Source organism: Brevibacillus borstelensis (genome assembly GCF_003710865.1).
In the GTDB taxonomy this organism is placed as follows: domain Bacteria; phylum Bacillota; class Bacilli; order Brevibacillales; family Brevibacillaceae; genus Brevibacillus; species Brevibacillus borstelensis.
The window spans coordinates 149269-166851 of sequence record NZ_RHHO01000033.1; the positions used below are offsets into that span (position 1 = coordinate 149269).

12 protein-coding genes are annotated in these 17583 nt (G+C 55.4%); 11 read left to right on the top strand and 1 reads right to left on the bottom strand.

All coding sequences use genetic code 11. From position 1 onward, the window contains the following. Positions 1–10 precede the first annotated feature (10 nt). The 8 genes from EDM54_RS16755 (at position 11) to EDM54_RS16790 (ending at position 11378) form a co-directional block, all read left to right on the top strand. Positions 11–1069 carry a tripartite tricarboxylate transporter substrate binding protein gene (locus EDM54_RS16755; protein ID WP_122958482.1) on the top strand — a complete coding sequence of 353 codons (1059 nt, stop codon included), beginning with the start codon at positions 11–13 and terminating at the stop codon, positions 1067–1069. Positions 1070–1465: 396 nt separating this feature from the next. Then, positions 1466–2554 (top strand): hypothetical protein, encoded by a 1089-nt coding sequence (locus EDM54_RS16760; RefSeq protein ID WP_122958483.1) that lies wholly within the window; start codon positions 1466–1468, stop codon positions 2552–2554. A gap of 183 nt (positions 2555–2737) precedes the next feature. Continuing rightward, entirely contained in the window at positions 2738–4129 is a 1392-nt protein-coding gene (locus EDM54_RS16765; RefSeq protein WP_122958484.1) for an efflux RND transporter periplasmic adaptor subunit, read from the top strand. A gap of 9 nt (positions 4130–4138) precedes the next feature. Continuing rightward, the gene (locus tag EDM54_RS16770) at positions 4139–7270 is read left to right on the top strand and encodes an efflux RND transporter permease subunit (protein ID WP_122958485.1); all 3132 of its coding nucleotides are present in this window, start codon (positions 4139–4141) and stop codon (positions 7268–7270) included. 81 nt (positions 7271–7351) lie between these two features. Beyond that, positions 7352–8038 carry a response regulator transcription factor gene (locus EDM54_RS16775; RefSeq protein WP_003389609.1) on the top strand — a complete coding sequence of 229 codons (687 nt, stop codon included), beginning with the start codon at positions 7352–7354 and terminating at the stop codon, positions 8036–8038. Continuing rightward, positions 8031–9293 (top strand): sensor histidine kinase, encoded by a 1263-nt coding sequence (locus EDM54_RS16780; RefSeq protein WP_003389608.1) that lies wholly within the window; start codon positions 8031–8033, stop codon positions 9291–9293. The genes EDM54_RS16775 and EDM54_RS16780 overlap by 8 nt, the downstream gene beginning before the upstream one ends. Positions 9294–9523: 230 nt before the next feature. Further along, a complete protein-coding gene (locus tag EDM54_RS16785) occupies positions 9524–9949 on the top strand; it encodes a MarR family winged helix-turn-helix transcriptional regulator (protein ID WP_122958486.1) in 426 nt (141 codons plus the stop codon). A gap of 139 nt (positions 9950–10088) precedes the next feature. Further along, complete coding sequence (locus tag EDM54_RS16790; protein WP_003389606.1) at positions 10089–11378, top strand: MFS transporter; 1290 nt, start codon at positions 10089–10091, stop codon at positions 11376–11378. Positions 11379–11573: 195 nt separating this feature from the next. Here the strand turns inward: EDM54_RS16790 and aspA are convergent, their stop codons facing one another. After that, positions 11574–13001 (bottom strand): aspartate ammonia-lyase, encoded by a 1428-nt coding sequence (gene aspA / locus EDM54_RS16795; RefSeq protein ID WP_122958487.1) that lies wholly within the window; start codon positions 12999–13001, stop codon positions 11574–11576. Between the two features lie 186 nt (positions 13002–13187). Here aspA and EDM54_RS16800 point away from each other — a divergent pair, with 186 nt between their 5' ends. The 3 genes from EDM54_RS16800 (at position 13188) to EDM54_RS16815 (ending at position 17520) form a co-directional block, all read left to right on the top strand. Further along, on the top strand, positions 13188–14708 hold the full coding sequence (locus EDM54_RS16800; protein ID WP_039070660.1) for a sigma-54 interaction domain-containing protein: 1521 nt from the start codon (positions 13188–13190) through the stop codon (positions 14706–14708). Positions 14709–14955: 247 nt separating this feature from the next. Next, positions 14956–16065, top strand: coding sequence for an alanine dehydrogenase (locus tag EDM54_RS16810; protein WP_122958488.1), 1110 nt, complete (start codon positions 14956–14958; stop codon positions 16063–16065). 39 nt (positions 16066–16104) lie between these two features. Next, positions 16105–17520: a Na+/H+ antiporter NhaC family protein gene (locus tag EDM54_RS16815; protein ID WP_122958489.1), complete on the top strand. Its 1416-nt coding sequence runs from the start codon at positions 16105–16107 to the stop codon at positions 17518–17520. Positions 17521–17583: the final 63 nt, after the last annotated feature.

Here is a 17583-nt window from a genome sequence, read left to right on the forward strand (position 1 = left end):
GGAATTTTGGTTGAAAGCAGCCCATGTTTGGTTTCGCATCGCTTTTTCTCTCTTGATCGCAGTTGCCACGACGGCTTGCGGTGCCGGGCAGGCCCAGCCGCCTGCATCCCCGGCGGTTCCACAGCAGCCGGCCACAGATCAATCGGCTGGACAGTCGGAGCCCGCCTACCCGACGAGACAGATTGAATACATCGTCCCTTATTCGGCAGGAGGCGGGGTAGACCTGGTAGCCCGGGCTGCCGCCGACTATGTAAGCAAAGAGTGGGGCCAGCCCATCGTCGTGGTCAACAAGCCGGGAGGCGGCGGTACAGTAGGCGCGGAATACGCGCTGAAGCAGGCAAAGCCCGACGGATATACCGTATTGGCCGTCAATGTATCCAACACGACGATGCTGACTGCGGGGATGAAGGACTCCCTGATCACCAGTAACGACCAGATCTACACCGCCCGCATCGGGAAAGGAACGATGGCCTTTGCTGTGAAGGAAGACGCTCCGTGGAACGATTTTCACGCTTTCTCCCAATGGGCGAAGGAGAACCCCGATCAGTTGACCTGGACATCGGTAGGTCCAGCAGGCTTTTCAGCATTTGGCGTAGCTCAATGGTTTGACATGATTGACGCGGACTTTGCCAAGACGCGGATGATCGTGACAAAAGGGGCGTCCGACTCCGTTCCGAAGGTAGTGGGAGGCCACGCGGTAGTGGCTATCCATACGATCGGGGAAATCAACCCCATGCTTCAGGCGAAAAAAGTGAAGATATTGGCCGTCGGCGGGACAGAAAGAAGTCCGTTTCTCCCCGATGTACCGACTGCAAAGGAGCAGGGCATTGACGGACTGACCGTTTTCTGGTGGACGGGTGTGTCGTTCCCGAAAGGCACACCGGAAGCGGTCATCAAGAAGTGGGAGGCTGTCGTTGCCAAAATGACCAGTGACCCCGACTTTGTGAAAAAGCTGCACGAACTTCAAGTGGAGCCTGCTTACGCGGATTCGGCACAGTTTACGGCTGATGTTGAGAAGGAGACCCAGTATTATACCGATCTGGCTACGAAGAGCAATATACGGAAATGAATCTACGCTGCTGGTGGGGGACTTCCCTCCACCGCAGCCTCTTTTTTGGGGTGGTCGGACAGGCTTTGGTGGGGGAGATGAAAAAGGAGAAAACAGCAGCAGGTTCGGTGGGACACTGCGGGGGGACTGGACTGTCCGTCTCCATTCCAAAAGCAAAACCGCGTCCAAAAGCAGCCTGCTCGGGGGAGCGTTTCAGTGTCTCCAGATCGTCAGAGAAGCCTGTTTCCATTCAAAGCGACTGGCACAGTGTCCTTATGCATTCCACCTGTTCTCCGCAAACCTCCACAGTTTTTCCCCCACTTTTCCACAGTTCTCAAAAACAAATCAAAATTTCCCCGACTAGACTAAAGCTGTGCCTAGGTACAAGACGAAAAATCGAGAAAGGTGGATGATAATATGTTTAGCAAAGCAAAAGTGGGAATCGCGCTGGGGGCGCTGGCTGCGGTGCTGAGTGCAGGAACGATCAACGGTGTATACGCTGCAACCAACGATCAGGCAACGTCTGTGCAAGCTGCAAACAAAGCCGACCAACATAAAATTGTGATCAAAGGCTTCAAGGGAGGCGAAGGAAAAGGCTTCTTCCTCAAAGGAAAAGGGCTGGATCAAAACGAAGACCTGCTGAAGCTCTTGAACCTCTCCGCAGACGAGTTGAAGGAGGCACTGAAGGCAGACAAGTCTCTCGCGGACGTGGCCAAAGAACAAGGCGTGTCTGTAGAGGATGTCGTCAAACTGATCGCAGAGCAGGAGGAAGCGCAGCTAACAGAGGCTGTGAAGGCCGGAAAGCTGACCCAGGAGCAAGCGGATAAAATGAAGGAAAACGCCGCTGAGCGCATCCAAAAAATGGTTGAAAGCACGCGCCAGGACAGAGGCTTCGGCCCACACGGCGGTTTCGTTTTCTTCAAGAGCGAAGAACTGCTGAAGCTGCTCGATCTCACCGCCGAAGAGCTGGATACAAAGCTGAAGGCTGGCAAATCTCTCGCAGACGTCGCCAAAACACAGGGCGTATCCGTCGAAGATGTCGTGAGCCTGATCGCCAAGCACCAGGAGGAGCAGTTGGCAGCGGCCGTGAAAGCAGGCAAGCTGACCCAGGAGCAAGCCGATAAAATGAGCGAAAACGCGTCTGAGCGCATTCAAAAAATGGTCGAAAGCACCCATCAGGATAAAGGCTTCGGCCCGCGCGGCTTCGGATTTTTCAAAAGCGAAGAGCTGCTGAAGCTGCTCAATCTCACCGCTGAAGAGCTGGAGACAGAGCTGAAGGCCGGCAAATCGCTGGCAGAAGTCGCCGAAGCACAAGGAGTGGATACGGATGAAGTGGTCGCCCTTTTGGCAAAACAGCGCGCAGACCAGCTTTCCGAGGCAGTCAAGGCGGGCAAAATCACACAGGAGCAGGCAGACAAGCTTCAGTCTAACCTGACAGAGTCCATCCAAAAACAGCTTGAGCACAAACGGGGAGAAAAGCCGGAGAAGGTCGTCGTAGAAAACTAAGCGCCTCCGCTTCCACACAACGAGAGCAGTTTCGGGCAGGTGAATCGATCACCTGCCTTTTTCAAATCTTTTTCAAAAAAAGACGTGCTTTAATTGGACCCAAAGACCTAATTGGAAGAGACAGGGATTTTTCATGCGGGTTGATTTGTCACAGTTTGGTAGAGAAAGAAGGAGGAAGCCAGTTTGAGGTCCAGCAAAATAAAAACGACCGCCGCCATCCTCGCGATTTTTGGCCTGTTGGCCGGATGCTCGCCGCAGCAGGGCGGCATGGGACAACGGGCAGGAGCCGCACAGAGGGCCATCCCGGTGGAAGTGAAAAAAGCAGACAAGGAGCTGTTTGGGCAAAAGCTGTCTCTCAGCGGCAGGTTGGAGGCGAAAAGCCAGGTGGCGCTGACATCAAAAGCGAGCGGCCGGATTACCCAGGTTCATGTAAACGTAGGCGACCAGGTCAAGGCGGGGCAGCCCATCGTGACGCTGGATGGCGAAGAAGCGAAAATCCAGTTGCAGCGGTCCCAGGCGTCTCTTCTCTCTGCGCAAGCGAGATACGAGGAAGCCAAGGAGGGGACTCCTGAAGAAACGGTAGCCCAGACGCAAAATCAGCTTGCCGATTCGCAAAACAAGTACGACGCGGCCAAAAAGGAGCTGGAGCGCACAGAAGCTTTGTACAAGCAGGGAGCCATCTCGGCGGCAGAATACGAAAAAGCGAAGGCAGCGCTCGACAGTGCCGCGATCAGTCTGGAAAACCAGAAGCAGAAGCTGAAGCTGGATCAAAAGGGACCGACCGCCGCTTCGCTCGCATCGGCGCAAGCGTCATTGAAGCAGGCCCAGGCCGATCTGGCACTGGCTCAGCTCAACGCGTCCAACCTGGTCGTAAAAGCGCCGATTGACGGCGTGATCGGTTCCCTTCCTGTTTCTGTCGGCGCGAATGTCGGCAGCAATACAGAGATCGCGCAAATCATCAATATGACGACGATGAAGGTGAAAACGCAGGCTACGGAAAGCCAGGTCGGTCTGTTCCAGAACGGCCAGGAGGTCGAGATCAACGTTCCTGCCGTTCAGCTCACGACGAAAGGAAAGGTGGCTTCTGTCAGTCCGCTGGCAGACTCGACCAAGTCGTACCCGATCGAAATCGAGATCGCCAATCCGAGTCTGAAGCTCAAGGCAGGCATGATCGCTTCCATCGAGATGACAGGCAAGCCGCATGATGCGTTGATCGTTCCCCGCGAAGCGATTATCTCCCGGGAAAATGAGGACTATGTCTACATCGTCCAAGAGCAGAAAGCAAAGCTCGTCCCGGTCAAGCGCGGAGAATCGGACGGGGAGCGGGTCGAAATCATCGAAGGACTTTCCGGCGGTGAAGAGGTCGTGGTCAAGGGGCAGAACACGCTTGCAGACGGATCGTCTGTTGTCGTCATTGATCCAAACCAGTCCGCCGCTTCGCAGGATGCAGGCAAGCAGGAAAATAGCGGCAAGCGCCAGCGGGGCCCGCAGAATCAACAAAACCCGGAAAACCCGCAAAACGCACCGACAAACGGATCGGAAAATCAAGAGCGTCCGGCAAGACCAAAAGGATAGGTGAACCCCATGCATATCTCTGATCATTCGATTCGTCGTCCGGTGACCGTGATGATGGGCATTCTCATGGTCGTAATTTTGGGAATCCTCTCCTTGACGCGAATCCCGATCGATCTTTATCCGCCGATTGAAATACCGACTGTGGCCGTAACGACGAGCTACTCGGGGGTCGGCCCGAAAGAGTTGGAAAATCTGGTGACCAAGCCGATCGAGCAGGCTGTGGCGACGGTTGCAGGCATCAAGTCGGTCACGTCCATCTCCCGCGAAGGCTCGTCACAGGTCATCGTCGAGTTTGGCTACGGAACGGATATTGACGGGACCGTCGCCGAGATTCAGCAGAAGGTGGAACGGGCCAGAAGGTCGCTGCCGGATGATGCCGATTCCCCGACAGTGATGCGCTTTGACCCAAACAGCTCACCGGTATTGACTCTGGCTCTCTCCTCCGAGATGAGCGCTGACCAGTTGCGCTCTTTTGTGGATGAGCAAATCGTGCCCTATCTGGAACGGGTAGACGGCGTCGCGTCTGTGACCGTGTCCGGCGGACTGGAGCGGGAAATCACGGTCCGGGTCGATCCCGGCAAGCTGGAGCAATACGGTATTACGCTGGCCGACATCAGCCAGCAGCTCCGCAACCAGAATATCGATTCGCCGGGCGGCACCATCACAGAGGGCGGGACTACTTATACGGTTCGCTCTGTCGGCAAGCTCGCCTCTATCGATGACATCAAGAAGGTATCCATACCGCTTCGCGGCGAAGGCCAGGTATTTCTGGAGGATGTCGCACTCATCACGGATGGCTATAAAGCCGTAACGATCGAGAGCAAAATGGACGGGCAGCCGACGGTTACCCTTTCCATCATAAAGCAGTCCGGCACCAATACAGTTGCCGTCGTCGATCAAATCAACCAGGAGCTGGAGAAGCTGCAAGGCTCTCTGTCCGCCAATCTGAAGGTGTTCAGCATTTCCGATCAATCCGCCTTTATTCGCGCATCGATCAATACGCTTGTCCACGATACGCTGATCGGGGGCATTTTGGCCATCTTTATCATCTGGTTTTTCCTGAAGAGCATAAGCAACACGCTGATCATCGGCACGGCGATTCCGATCTCCGTCATCGCCACGTTTGCCCTGATGTTTTTTACCGATATGTCGATCAACACGATGAGTCTGGGCGGGCTTACCCTTGGCATCGGGATGATCGTGGACGATGCCATCGTCGTGCTGGAAAACATTCACCGCCACCGGGAAAAAGGACTGTCCATCAAGGAAGCGGCTGTCTCGGGCACGAAGGAAGTGGCGATGCCCGTGATCGCGGCTACATTGACCACGGTTGCCGTGTTTTTCCCGATCGTCTTTGTCGAAGGCGTGACGGCACAGTTGTTTAAGGATATGGGCGTAACCGTTTCGTTTGCCCTGCTGGCTTCGCTGGTGGTGTCGCTGACCGTCACGCCGATGCTCGCGGCCAAATGGACGGCTTCGCAAGCGAAAAAGCTCAATCATGAGGAAGCAGACGCGAAAAGCGGACTGGTCCGATTTTACAAGCGAGTCCTGGCCTGGTCTCTCGGCCACCGGAAGAGCGTCATCGCGATAGGCCTCGCCTCGCTGGTCGCCGGCGCGGGGCTCGTACCTTTTATCGGCATGGAAGTGATGCCCACATCGGATCAGGGACAGGTCAACATCTCCATCTCCTTGCCGAACGGGACGGAGCTGGAAAAAACGAGAGAAGTCCTGACGAAAGCAAATGAGATCGTGTCACAGGTCCCCGAAGCGAAGACGATCTTCTCCACGCTGGGCAGCGCCAACGCAACCCGCGGCGGCAACGCGAACAGCTCGGCGGCTTCCTTTTTGCTGATCCTGTCCGATTCGTCAGAGCGCAGCCGGACGACAGCAGAGGTCGTAGACGATCTGCGGAACAAACTGAACCGCTTCCCGGGAGCGCGCGTACGGATCAGCGAGACTGGCGGCATGATGCTTCCCGGTATGGGCGGACAAGGCTTTTCCGGCGGATCTTCGCCGATTTCCTACGCGCTGCGGGGAAATGATGAGGCGACCTTGAAGGATCTCGCCGAAAGGTTGACTGCCGCTATCAGCGAGGTGGACGGCATCCGCGAGACGGACAATACGCTGGAGGAGTCCCGGCCGGAGATCCAGATCAAGCTTGACCGCATCAAGGCGGCTGGTCTCGGCATTACCCAGTCGTCTCTGACCAGCACGATCCAGACCGCCTTGCGCGATCAGGTGGCGACCCGGATGGAGGCGGGGGGAAGCGAGATCGACATCACCTTGAAGCTCGACAAGGAAGGGCAGGACAGCATGCAGGATATCGAAAACCTGCTGATCACCACTCCGAAGGGAGAGGTTGTCCAGGTGAAGGATGTGGCGACCGTCGCCATTGCCGGGGGACCGCAAGCCATCCAGCGCTACAATCAGGCCCGGGTGGTCAATGTGACGGGGATGCTTGCTCCGGGAAGAGATTTGGGCAGCGTCGCCGAGGAAGTCAATCGAGTCGTAGCAAACTTCCCTGTGCCGCCCGGCTACGTCATCGAGCAGCAAGGGCAAAACCAGCAGCTGGATGAAACGACCCAGGGAATGATTCTCGCCTTTGGCCTCGCCGTGGTGCTTGTGTACATCATCCTGGCGGCACAGTTCGAGTCGCTCGTCTATCCGCTGTCGATCATGCTGTCCGTGCCGCTGTCTTTCTTCGGCGCGAGCTTCAGCTTGTGGATGACCGGACGGACACTGAGCATTCCCGCCTTTATCGGGATCATCCTTTTGACCGGGATCGTCGTCCGAAATGCGATCGTTCTGATCGACTTTATCAACATTCTCCGCAGGCAGGGGATGGAGCGGAGCGAGGCGATCCTGACCGCTTCGCCGATCCGGCTGCGGCCGATTTTGATGACGACGCTGTGTACGGTGCTGGGCCTCTTCCCGCTCGCCCTCGGGATCGGCGAAGGAGGAGAAAGCCAATCGCCGATGGCCACTGTCGTGATCGGCGGGTTGCTATTCTCGACAATGCTGACCTTGATCGTCATTCCCGTCGTCTACACGATTCTTGACGACTTCTCCGGCAGGCTGAAAAAGCTCTCCCACATCTTCCGGCCTTCGCGGAAGCTGAAAACGGCGAGCATCGAAAAATAGAATAGTATAATGAATAGATAACATGGACAGGGGTGGCATTCTTCGGGTGCCACCTTTCTGAAGCATCAGGAGGTGTGACGGATGCGGATTTTGGCAGTAGAAGATGAACGCGCATTGTTGGAAGCGGTTTGCGGCGTTTTGCAAGAGGAGGGCTATCAGGTGGACAAGGCCGAGCGGGGCGATGAAGGGCTGCTGCTCGCCGAGCGCGGCATCTACGACTTGCTCATCCTGGACATCATGATGCCCGGTCTGGATGGCGTCTCACTCGTGAAAAAGCTGCGGGCAAAAGGACAGCTTACGCCGGTTCTGCTCCTCACCGCCAAAGACAGCGTAGAGTCGCGGGTCGAAGGTCTGGACGCCGGGGCTGATGATTACCTCGTCAAGCCTTTTGCCGTGGAGGAATTGCTGGCCCGCACGAGAGCGCTGCTGAGAAGAAACGGCAAGTATTCGGCCGACGGAGAAGTATCCTACGGGCCGATTTCGCTGAAGACAAATGAACACGACGGCTTCGTGGGCGAGCATCCGTTGAAGCTGACCGGAAAGGAATACGATCTGCTGCAGTATTTTCTTCACAACCGGGAGCAAATATTGACGCGAGATCAAATCTTCGACCGAATCTGGGGGATCGATTCGGAGGCGAACTACGGGATCGTCGACTTGTACGTGCATTATTTGCGCAAAAAACTGGCTGAGTACGGATGCGACAACTACATCCGGACGATTCGCAATGTCGGCTACATTTTGAAGGGACAAAAGGAGAATGTTTAAAAAGACGAGGATTCGCCTGGTTATTTTGAATACGATCGTGTTTGTGCTGCTCTTGAACGCGCTCGGAAGCGCGCTCTACTTCTCCATTCAGTACCGCTTGTTTTCACAGGTGGACAGAGAGCTGGTCCGGTCGGGCAAATGGTTCGTGCAGGTGCCGCCTCCGTTTCTGAAGCCGGAGCGCAAGCGGCTGCCCGATGTCGACAGGCGCATCGTCTTTTTGCTGTGGGACGACCGGGGCGGGCTGATCAGCAAGGATTACGGCGAATCGCTTGAAAATGGCGACTTGAACCTGTTCCACCCCGTAGATCGGAGCAAGGAAATCGAAAATGTGACGGTCGGCGGGCAGGTGTACCGAGTCTATACGATGACCACGGACAAGCGCGTCATCGACCGCGGATTCATCCGAAATGTCAGCCACATTCAGCTGATTTACAATCTGGAGCCGGAGATGAAGATGCTCGATACGCTCCTCTATGTGCTCGGAATCGGCGGTCTTGCCAGTATTTTGATCGCGCTGTTTGCGGGGCTGTTTTTGGCCAAGCGGGCGCTTGTTCCGATCCAGCTTTCCTGGGAAAAGCAGCAGCAGTTTATCGCGGACGCTTCCCATGAGCTGCGAACGCCGCTCTCCGTGATTCTGGTCAATCTGGAGAGGCTGTTTCGCTCTCCGGAGCGGACGATTGAGGAGGAGAGCGAGCACATTATGGTCAGCATTCAGGAGACCAGGCGGCTGAACAAGCTGGTCGGCGATCTACTGACCCTGGCCCGCTCCGACTCCAATGAGCTGCAAATCCTCAAGCAAAAGGTGGCCATGGATGAGCTGGTCCAAAAAAGCGTCCACACGTTCCGGCAGCTGGCTGTTGTCCGAGGCATCGAAATCGAGACGGACATCCAGCAGCCGCTGGAGCTGAACGGGGACCAGGAGCGGATTCAGCAGCTGCTCGTCATTTTGCTCGACAATGCGCTCAAATACTCGAATGAGCAAGGAAAAATTGCGGTGAGCTGCAAGCGGGAGGGGCAGGGCATTACCCTCGTTGTAAAAGACAACGGGATCGGGATCGCCAAGGAAGACATTCCGTACGTGTTCGACCGCTTTTTCCGCGCGGACAAGATGCGCTCCCGCCAAACAGACGGGACGGGGCTGGGACTGTCCATCGCCAAGTGGATCGTCGACGCCCACGGAGGGAGAATCCGCGTCGAGAGCGAGGAAGGGGCAGGGGCCACCTTTACCGTCTGGCTGCCGGCCAAACACGGATGAGGAAAAATGGCTCTATGCCATTTTGCAAAGCCGAGCCCGGCGGCAAATAAGGTTATCGACTGGATATGAGAGCATAGACAAGCCGAGTCTCTGCCATGTCAGCTTGTTCCCATGAGGAGCAAGCTTTTTATTTGCACATAAATAATTTGCATACAAACTTTTTGTGTACAAATCGTGTGAGCCTATGTTATTCTTTTCAAAAAGTTTTGGGAATGAACGGGAGGGTCATCATGGAGCGAATCGAGGACTGCTTTGGTTTTTTGTTGGGAAAGGCGTACCAGAAGGTTTTCCAGCTGGAAAAAGCGCGATTGAGCGAGTACGGAGTCACTCCGGTGCAATTTGTCCTGCTGCACGTGCTATGGGAGAAGGATGGGCAAAAAGGAGTGGAGCTGGGCACCCGGCTCCGTCTGGATGGAGCGACGATTACAGGCCTCTTGGATCGGCTGGAGCAGATGGGCTTGATCGAGCGCAGGCCGTCTCCGACCGACCGCCGGACGAATTTGATTTACCTGACTCCGCGGGGGAGAGAATTGGAAAAGCCGCTCAACGAGATCAGCGACGAGGTAAACCGGGAGGCCATGTCCATTTTTCGGGAAGAAGAGCTTGCGATGTTGAAAAGCATGCTGACCAGGCTCGGATTGGAGAAAGAAGCGTAATCCATCGTCCGGATGCCCGGATGGCCTTTACGGCGAATGGACTGACTTTCGGTCTGCCGTAGGGACGGATAGATGGGCAACTCCGAGGATCGGACGCCTGAACGGCAAAGAAGCATCTTTTACAAGTGGGGAGAAGCAGATGGAGAAAAAGATTCACTATGCTTGGATTGTATTGTTTGTCACGTTTTTGGCTTTGCTGGCCGTCCAGGGCGTTCGCCTTTCCTTCGGCGCCTTTATCGAGCCGTGGGAGACCGAATTCTCGATGGACAGAGGCACGATCTCACTCATTTCTACGCTGAGCTTCATCGTATACGGCATATCCCAGCCGGTGGTGGGCAAGCTGGTCGACCGCTTCGGCGCTCGGATGATTTTGTCAGTCAGTGCACTGCTGGTCGGGATAAGCATCGCCCTGACGTATTTTGTGACCTCGCCGTGGCAGCTTTTTCTTCTGTACGGCGTGATCGCTTCGCTCGGAGTGGGCGGGGCGTCGAACGTGGCAGCCACCGTTGTGGTGACAAACTGGTTTCAGGAAAGGCGGGGCCTCGCTTTCGGGTTGATGGAAGCCGGCTTCAGCGTCGGGCAAATGATCGTTGTGCCAGCCTCGCTGTTTTTGATTCACTGGTATGACTGGCAGATGGCCGTCGCAGTATTGGGCGCGTTTCTGATTTTGATCGTCTTTCCCGTCCTGCTGCTTTTGCTGCGCAATCATCCTTCCGAAAAAGGTATCCAGCCGATCGGAGGCGACAGAGCTGCGGAAGGCACTGAAAACGGGACAGACGAGAGCCCAGGCGGCCAATTGGCGGAAAACGTGTTTCGCACGAGAAGATTCTGGTTTCTGATCCTGCCGTTTTTTATCTGCGGTTTTACGACGACCGGTTTGATGGATACCCACCTCATCCCGTTCGCCCAGTTGTGCGGCTTTTCCGCGGTCGTAACCGGGTCGGCGGTCAGCCTGCTCGCGGCCTTCAATACGCTGGGAACGCTGCTGTCGGGAGTGGTCGCAGACCGCTGGAGCAATAAAAAATTTCTGGCCCTCCTGTATGCGGCAAGGGCTGCAACTATCGTACTGCTGCTCGTGTTCGTCAGCGATCCCGAGCTGCTGCTGGTATTTGCCGCACATCCGTCTCTGTTGTTTTTGTTCTCCATTTCCTTCGGCCTTGTCGACTTTGCGACGGTCGCTCCCACGCAAATGCTGGCGACGCAGTACTTCAACAAGCAGTCGCTCGGCTTCATTGTCGGCTGGCTGTTTCTCAGCCACCAGCTAGGCTCCGCGCTTGGCGCTTACTTGCCTGGATTATTGTTTAGTCAGACTGAAAATTACAATATGTCATTCTACATTGCGGTGGTTTTGCTGGTCGGAGCTTCCGTGTTGAATCTTCTCCTTCCTGAACCCGCCCGATTCAAAAGGAATGTCGCCTCGGAGAGCTAGAGGCTTGGAAGCCGGACATGCTCTACAGCCACAAAGAGTTGCAGAGCCCCTTTCTCAAAAAGGCGGCCTGCTCCGACAGTCTGCAAAAACAACACAAAAAGCCGGCTCCCCCCTCGATACGGGGCGGAGCCGGTCTTCCTATTTGAAAGCATATGGTTTACGAACGAGCTTTTCCGTTTTTGTACGGCGATCTCTTTAGTCTTTAAACAACAGCGAAGCGCCGGCGATTCCCGGATGGGTCATCTCGTACGGATCGAGAATCAGATCGAGCTCTTCCTCGGTCAGAACATTGTGCTCAAGGCACAGCTCCCGCACCGATTTGCCCGTCAAAATCGCCTCGCGGGCGATGCGTGCCGCCACTTCGTATCCGAGGTGAGGGTTGACGGCGGTAATGACGCCCACGCTCTTCTCGACGTAAGCCTTCATCACTTCTTCGTTGGCACGGATGCCGTCCAGGCAGTATTCCTTGAATGCGCGGAAGGCGTTGTTCATGATGCTGATCGATTGCAGCAGGTTAAAGACAAGCACCGGCTCCATGACGTTCAGCTCCAGTTGTCCCGCTTCGGAAGCGAGGCAGATGGTGTGGTCGTTTCCGATTACCTGGAACGCCACCTGATTGACCACCTCGGCCATGACCGGATTGACTTTCCCTGGCATGATGGAGGAGCCTGGCTGACGGGCAGGCAGGGAGATTTCCCCGAGTCCGGCGCGCGGTCCGGAAGCCATCAGGCGCAGGTCGTTGGCGATTTTGGACATGTTGATCATGCACACCTTGAGGGCCGCGGACACTTCTGTGTAAGCATCCGTGTTTTGCGTGGCGTCGACCAGATCGGATGCGCCTTTGATCGGCAGGCCTGTGATCGAAGCCAGATGCTTGATGACACTCTCGATATAGCGCGGCTCCGCATTCAAGCCGGTTCCCACGGCAGTCGCGCCCATGTTTACTTCGTACAGATGCTGGCGGGAGCCGGAGATTCGCAGGATGTCCCGGGACAGCACTTTGCGGTACGCTTCAAATTCTTGGCCCAGACGGATCGGAACCGCGTCCTGCAGATGGGTTCTGCCCATTTTGATAACGCTGTCAAATTCTTTCGCTTTTTGCGAGAACGACTCCTGCAGGCTATCCATCGTCGCGAGTAGCTGGTCCAGCATCATCAGTACGGAAATGTGGATCGCAGTCGGGAAAGCGTCATTCGTAGACTGGGACATGTTCACGTGCGTATTCGGGCTGACCTGGAAGTAGTCGCCTTTTTCAAAGCCGAGAATCTCCAATGCACGGTTGGCGATGACTTCGTTGGCGTTCATATTGATCGAGGTTCCGGCGCCGCCCTGAATCGGATCGACGATAAACTGGTCGTGCAGATTGCCATCGATAATCTCTTGTGCCGCCTGAACGATCGCTTCTCCGATGCGGCGGTTGAGCTGGCCCGTTTCCATATTGGCAAGTGCTGCCGCTTTTTTTACCATCGCCATCGCCTTGATCAGCGATTCGTGGATTCGATATCCGGTGATCGGGAAGTTTTCCAGGGCACGAAGCGTTTGTACACCGTAGTAGGCGTGTTTCGGCACTTCTTTTTCGCCGAGGAAGTCTTTTTCTACCCGTTTGGTTACTGCTGTATCCATGTGTATACAACTCCTACAGGATATTTTTGATGTTAAACAACGTTGTTTACTTTCATCAAAATCGTAACATAGTTTCAAAGAAAGAAGTAGCTTTAAATCAATTGAACGAACGAATCGAAATGATTGTAGAACCCGATCAGTGTTGATAAGATGGGATAAATCTTTGTGAACAAGGAGGCGGACCGCATGCATCGGGTTGAGCTGCTGCAGGAGATCACGTATATTGACGGAATTACGATCATCGATACGTCGGGAACGATCCTCTTTTCGGTGAAATTCAACCCCCGCTTCGCATCCGGGAGCGAGAAGACGGATGAAATCGTCGGGGAAAATCTGTTTACTTCCTTTCCTATGCTGAATGAACAAACAAGTACACTCTACCATGCGCTGAAAACGGGGCGTCCGACTTTTCGCAAGCGTCAGGAAATCATTGATTTTACCGGTAAAAAAATCGAAACGACCAATGTTACGCTGCCGATCAAGACAAACGGGCGGGTGATCGGGGCGATTGAGCTGTCCAAGGATATCAGCAAGCGGGGGGAGCCGGTAGACGAGCTGATCGAACTGGACGCCAGCCTGTTCATACCAAGCAAAGCGGAGCAAGCGAATATCCAGCCGGAAGGAGCCAGATACACGCTGGACGATATCGTGACGGGCAACGAGCAAATGCTGGAGCTGAAGAGGCAAGCAAAGAAAATGGCTCGCGGCCGCTCGCCGCTTTGCCTGTTCGGTGAGACGGGCACGGGGAAGGAGCTGTTCGCCCAGGCCCTGCATCATGCAAGCGGCCGCTCGCACAAGCCTTTTATCGCCCAGAACTGTGCGGCCATTCCCGAAAGCCTGATGGAGAGCATCCTGTTCGGGACGAAGAAAGGCAGCTTTACCGGGGCGGAGGACAATCCGGGGCTGTTCGAGCTGGCCGATGGCGGCACGATTTTTCTCGACGAATTCAACTCGATGCCCCATTCCCTGCAGGCAAAATTGCTGCGTGTGCTGGAGGATGGCCTCATCCGAAGACTGGGGGACAAGCATGTCCGCAAAGTAGACGTGCGGGTGATCGCTGCCACCAACAAGCATCCCCGTCAGTGCGTCAAGGATGGACAGCTCCGCCCAGACCTGTACTACCGGCTGTGCGTGATGGCCTTGCACCTGCCGCCGCTGCGCGAGCGGCCCGAGGATATCGAGCTGCTCCTGCCCTATTTTATCAACAAGTACAACCATCTGATGGGCAAAAGCGTCCGCCACATCGCCAAAGGCGTGTACGAGTATTTGCAGATGCACGATTGGCCGGGGAATATCCGGGAGTTTGAATACGTCGTCGAATTTGCCCTGCAGCTCAAGGAAGACGGTGACGAAACGCTTCAACGCAGCGATTTGGAGCCGATCATGAACCACCTGAGGGACGAGCAGGCACCCGAACAGACAGCCGCTTCGGAAGGAAAAGCGTGGGGAGCAACAATTGGAGAGGATTACGGGGAAGTGACGGGAGCAGGCGAGGGCCAGGAAAAACAGGAGGCACAGGAAGCACAGGAAGCACAGGAAGAACAAGATGAGCTTGTGCCTCTCAAGGAAGCGGTCGCTTCTCTGGAAACGCGGCTGATCCGGCGAGCGCTGGCGAAAACAGGGGGAAATGTCTCGAAAGCGGCACTTTTGCTGAACATTCCCCGGCAGTCGCTGCAAAACAAAATCCGCGACTATGAAATCAAATAGCAGTAAAAACGGGGCTCCAATCGATTTTCTGCCAATTTTGCTTCTGCCCAAAAACGTACAAAGAAGTGCCCGAAAATTAACACGCTGTGCGAATGAAACTGGAATTTTCCTTTCGATAGATGGTGTATCCTCCCGAAAAAGGAGAGATGCCCGTCTTTTTTTTGAGAATATTCCACAAAATGGCTGGCATGGTCCTTGCTTTGAGAAGACGGCATCATTGCATTTGCAAACAAGGAGGATGCCTTCCATGATTATCGGAACGTTTAAAGAATTGAAGCCGGGGGAGTCGCGCGTCGTGCTTACCCCGACGGAAGTGGCCGAATTGACCGGCGGCGGCCACACCGTCCTGATCGGCAAAGGGACAGGCGAAAATGCCGGGTTTCCCGATCAGTCCTATGCCGAAGCGGGCGCCGAGCTGAGAGACGGCATGGAGGAAATCTACGCCGAAGCGGAGCTGATCGTAAAGGTAAAAGAGATTTTGCCGGAGGAATACCACCTGCTGCGGGAAGGACAAATCCTGTTTACTTGCCTTCATCCCGCTGCCAACCGGGAAGAGGTGAATGTACTGCTGGACAAAAAGGTCATCGCCTTTACCGCCGAGGATACGCATCAGTACGGCTCTCCCAATGGAGAAGTGGCTGGAAAGCTGGGAGCGCTCTGGGGCGCCCATTATTTGCTTAGCGTGAATGGCGGGATGGGCAAGCTTGTCGGCGGCATCGGAGGCGTACCCGGCATCCAGGCGCTCGTCATCGGTGCGGGAATTGTCGGACGCAGCGCAGCCAATGTCCTCTCCTCGCTTGGAGCTCGGGTAACAATGATGGACGTGAATATCGGCGTCCTTCGGGAAGCGCAGTATTTGCTGCCAAAAGGGGTAGACACGATGTTTTCCAACCGGAGCAACATCCGCCAGGTGCTGCCTCACGTCGATTTGGTGATGAACTGCGTCAAATGGCCAAAGCACCGCAAGGACCATCTGATCACACGCGATATGCTGCAGCTCATGCGCAAAAAGGCGGTTATCGTCGACATTAGCGCAGACGTCGGCGGAGCAGTGGAGACATACAGACCGACGACGTACGAGGAGCCTGTCTATGAAGTCGACGGCATTATCCACTTCGGCGTCGACAACATTCCGGGCGCTGCCCCTCATACGACTTCGATTGCTTATGCGGCATCCGTATTTCCGCACATCAAGTCGATTGCCGACCACGGAGCGGACGAGGCAGCTCGTCGCAATCCGTATCTGCGCCGGGGATTGACGTCGTACAAAGGGATATTGACTCATGAGGAAACCGCTTTGATCCAGCAGCGCGAGCGTACGACAGCAGAAGAACTGCTCGGCTTGCCGGCGAAATAGCATTTACAAACAAAAGGAAAAAAGGGGGAAGTGCTGTCTATGGAGGCGACAGAAGCAGTTCATCTCGGCATCATTTCGCTGGTTCCCGCGACGGTCTCTGTCATTCTCGCGTTTTGGACAAGAAATACCGTGTTTTCGCTTGCAGTAGCCTGTTTTCTCGGCATCCTGCTGTCGGGACAAGGCCTGATGGGATTTCCCGCCTTGCTGAAAACCGCGCTCGGTACGACCAGCTTTTCCGGACTGTTGCTCCTGGAGCTGTTTATCGGCGTGATGATCGCATTTTTCCAGCGGACCGGAGCGATCCAGAATGTAACACTGATGCTGGAGCGCAGGCGGTTCACACGTGTGAAAACACAGCTTGTCGCCTGGTTTTTGGGCATGTTCGTGTTCTTCAGCGACTATTTCAGCCCGCTGTTTGTCGGCTCGACGATGCGCAATCTGGCTGACAAGGCGAGAATCTCCCGGGAAAAGCTGGCCTATATCGCCGACTCCACCTCGGCGCCGGTCAGCGTGCTGGTGCCGATTACGGGCTGGGCGGCCTACTTTACCGGCCTGCTGATCGGCGTCGGCACCATCGCCAATGAAGCAGACGCCATGTCCCTGTTCTTAAAGACCATCCCGTTCAACTTTTACGCCATCCTGTCGGTTCTCTTCGTCGGTTTGCTTGCGCTCCGCGTCATTCCGGAATTTGGCCCGATGAAAAAGGCGGAGAAACGGGCATTGGAGGAAGGGAAGGTGCTTCGCGACGGCGCAGACCCGCTGATGGGCTCGGAGCTGACCGACACGCCTCCTTACGAGGGAATCAAGACAAATGTGTTCCTGAATTTCATCCTGCCGGTGATCATCGTCATCTCTATCGCCGTCGGCACCTTTATGACCATGAAGTCGGCCAAAACGATGGAAGCCTTTTTGGCGGCAGCGGTCATACTCGGCATTATCATGCGTATTCAAGGGGTGCCGTTTGCCGACATCATGAAGACGGCGACAGCGGGGATGAAAGGCGTCATGCCGGCCATTCTCGTTCTGGCTTTTGCCTTTTCGCTCAACCAGCTCAGCAAAGACATGGGGACAGCCCACTACATCATTTCCGTCACGGAAGGCTGGCTCACTCCTCATTTGCTGCCGTTCCTGATTTTTATTACCTGCGCCGTCACTTCCTTTGCCACCGGGACCTCGTGGGGCACCTTCGCCATCGTCATGCCGCTGGCCGCTCCGCTCGCTTTCACCTTTTCCGGCGGAGAGGTTTCCATTCTGGTCGTCGCCACGATTGCAGCAGTCGCCGGGGGAGGCGTCTTCGGGGACCACTGCTCGCCGCTGTCCGACACATCGGTCCTCGCCTCCACAGGAGCGGCTTCTGACCACATCGACCACGTCAAGACGCAGCTTCCGTACGCGCTGACAGTCGCGGTCATCTCGGCTTTGCTGTATCTGGTGATCGGGTTTGTGTTTGTGTAGAGCGGGTGATTGCCGTTTGTGGGTAAGATCAAACAGTTAAATGCGCACCAAAAAAACCGGAGG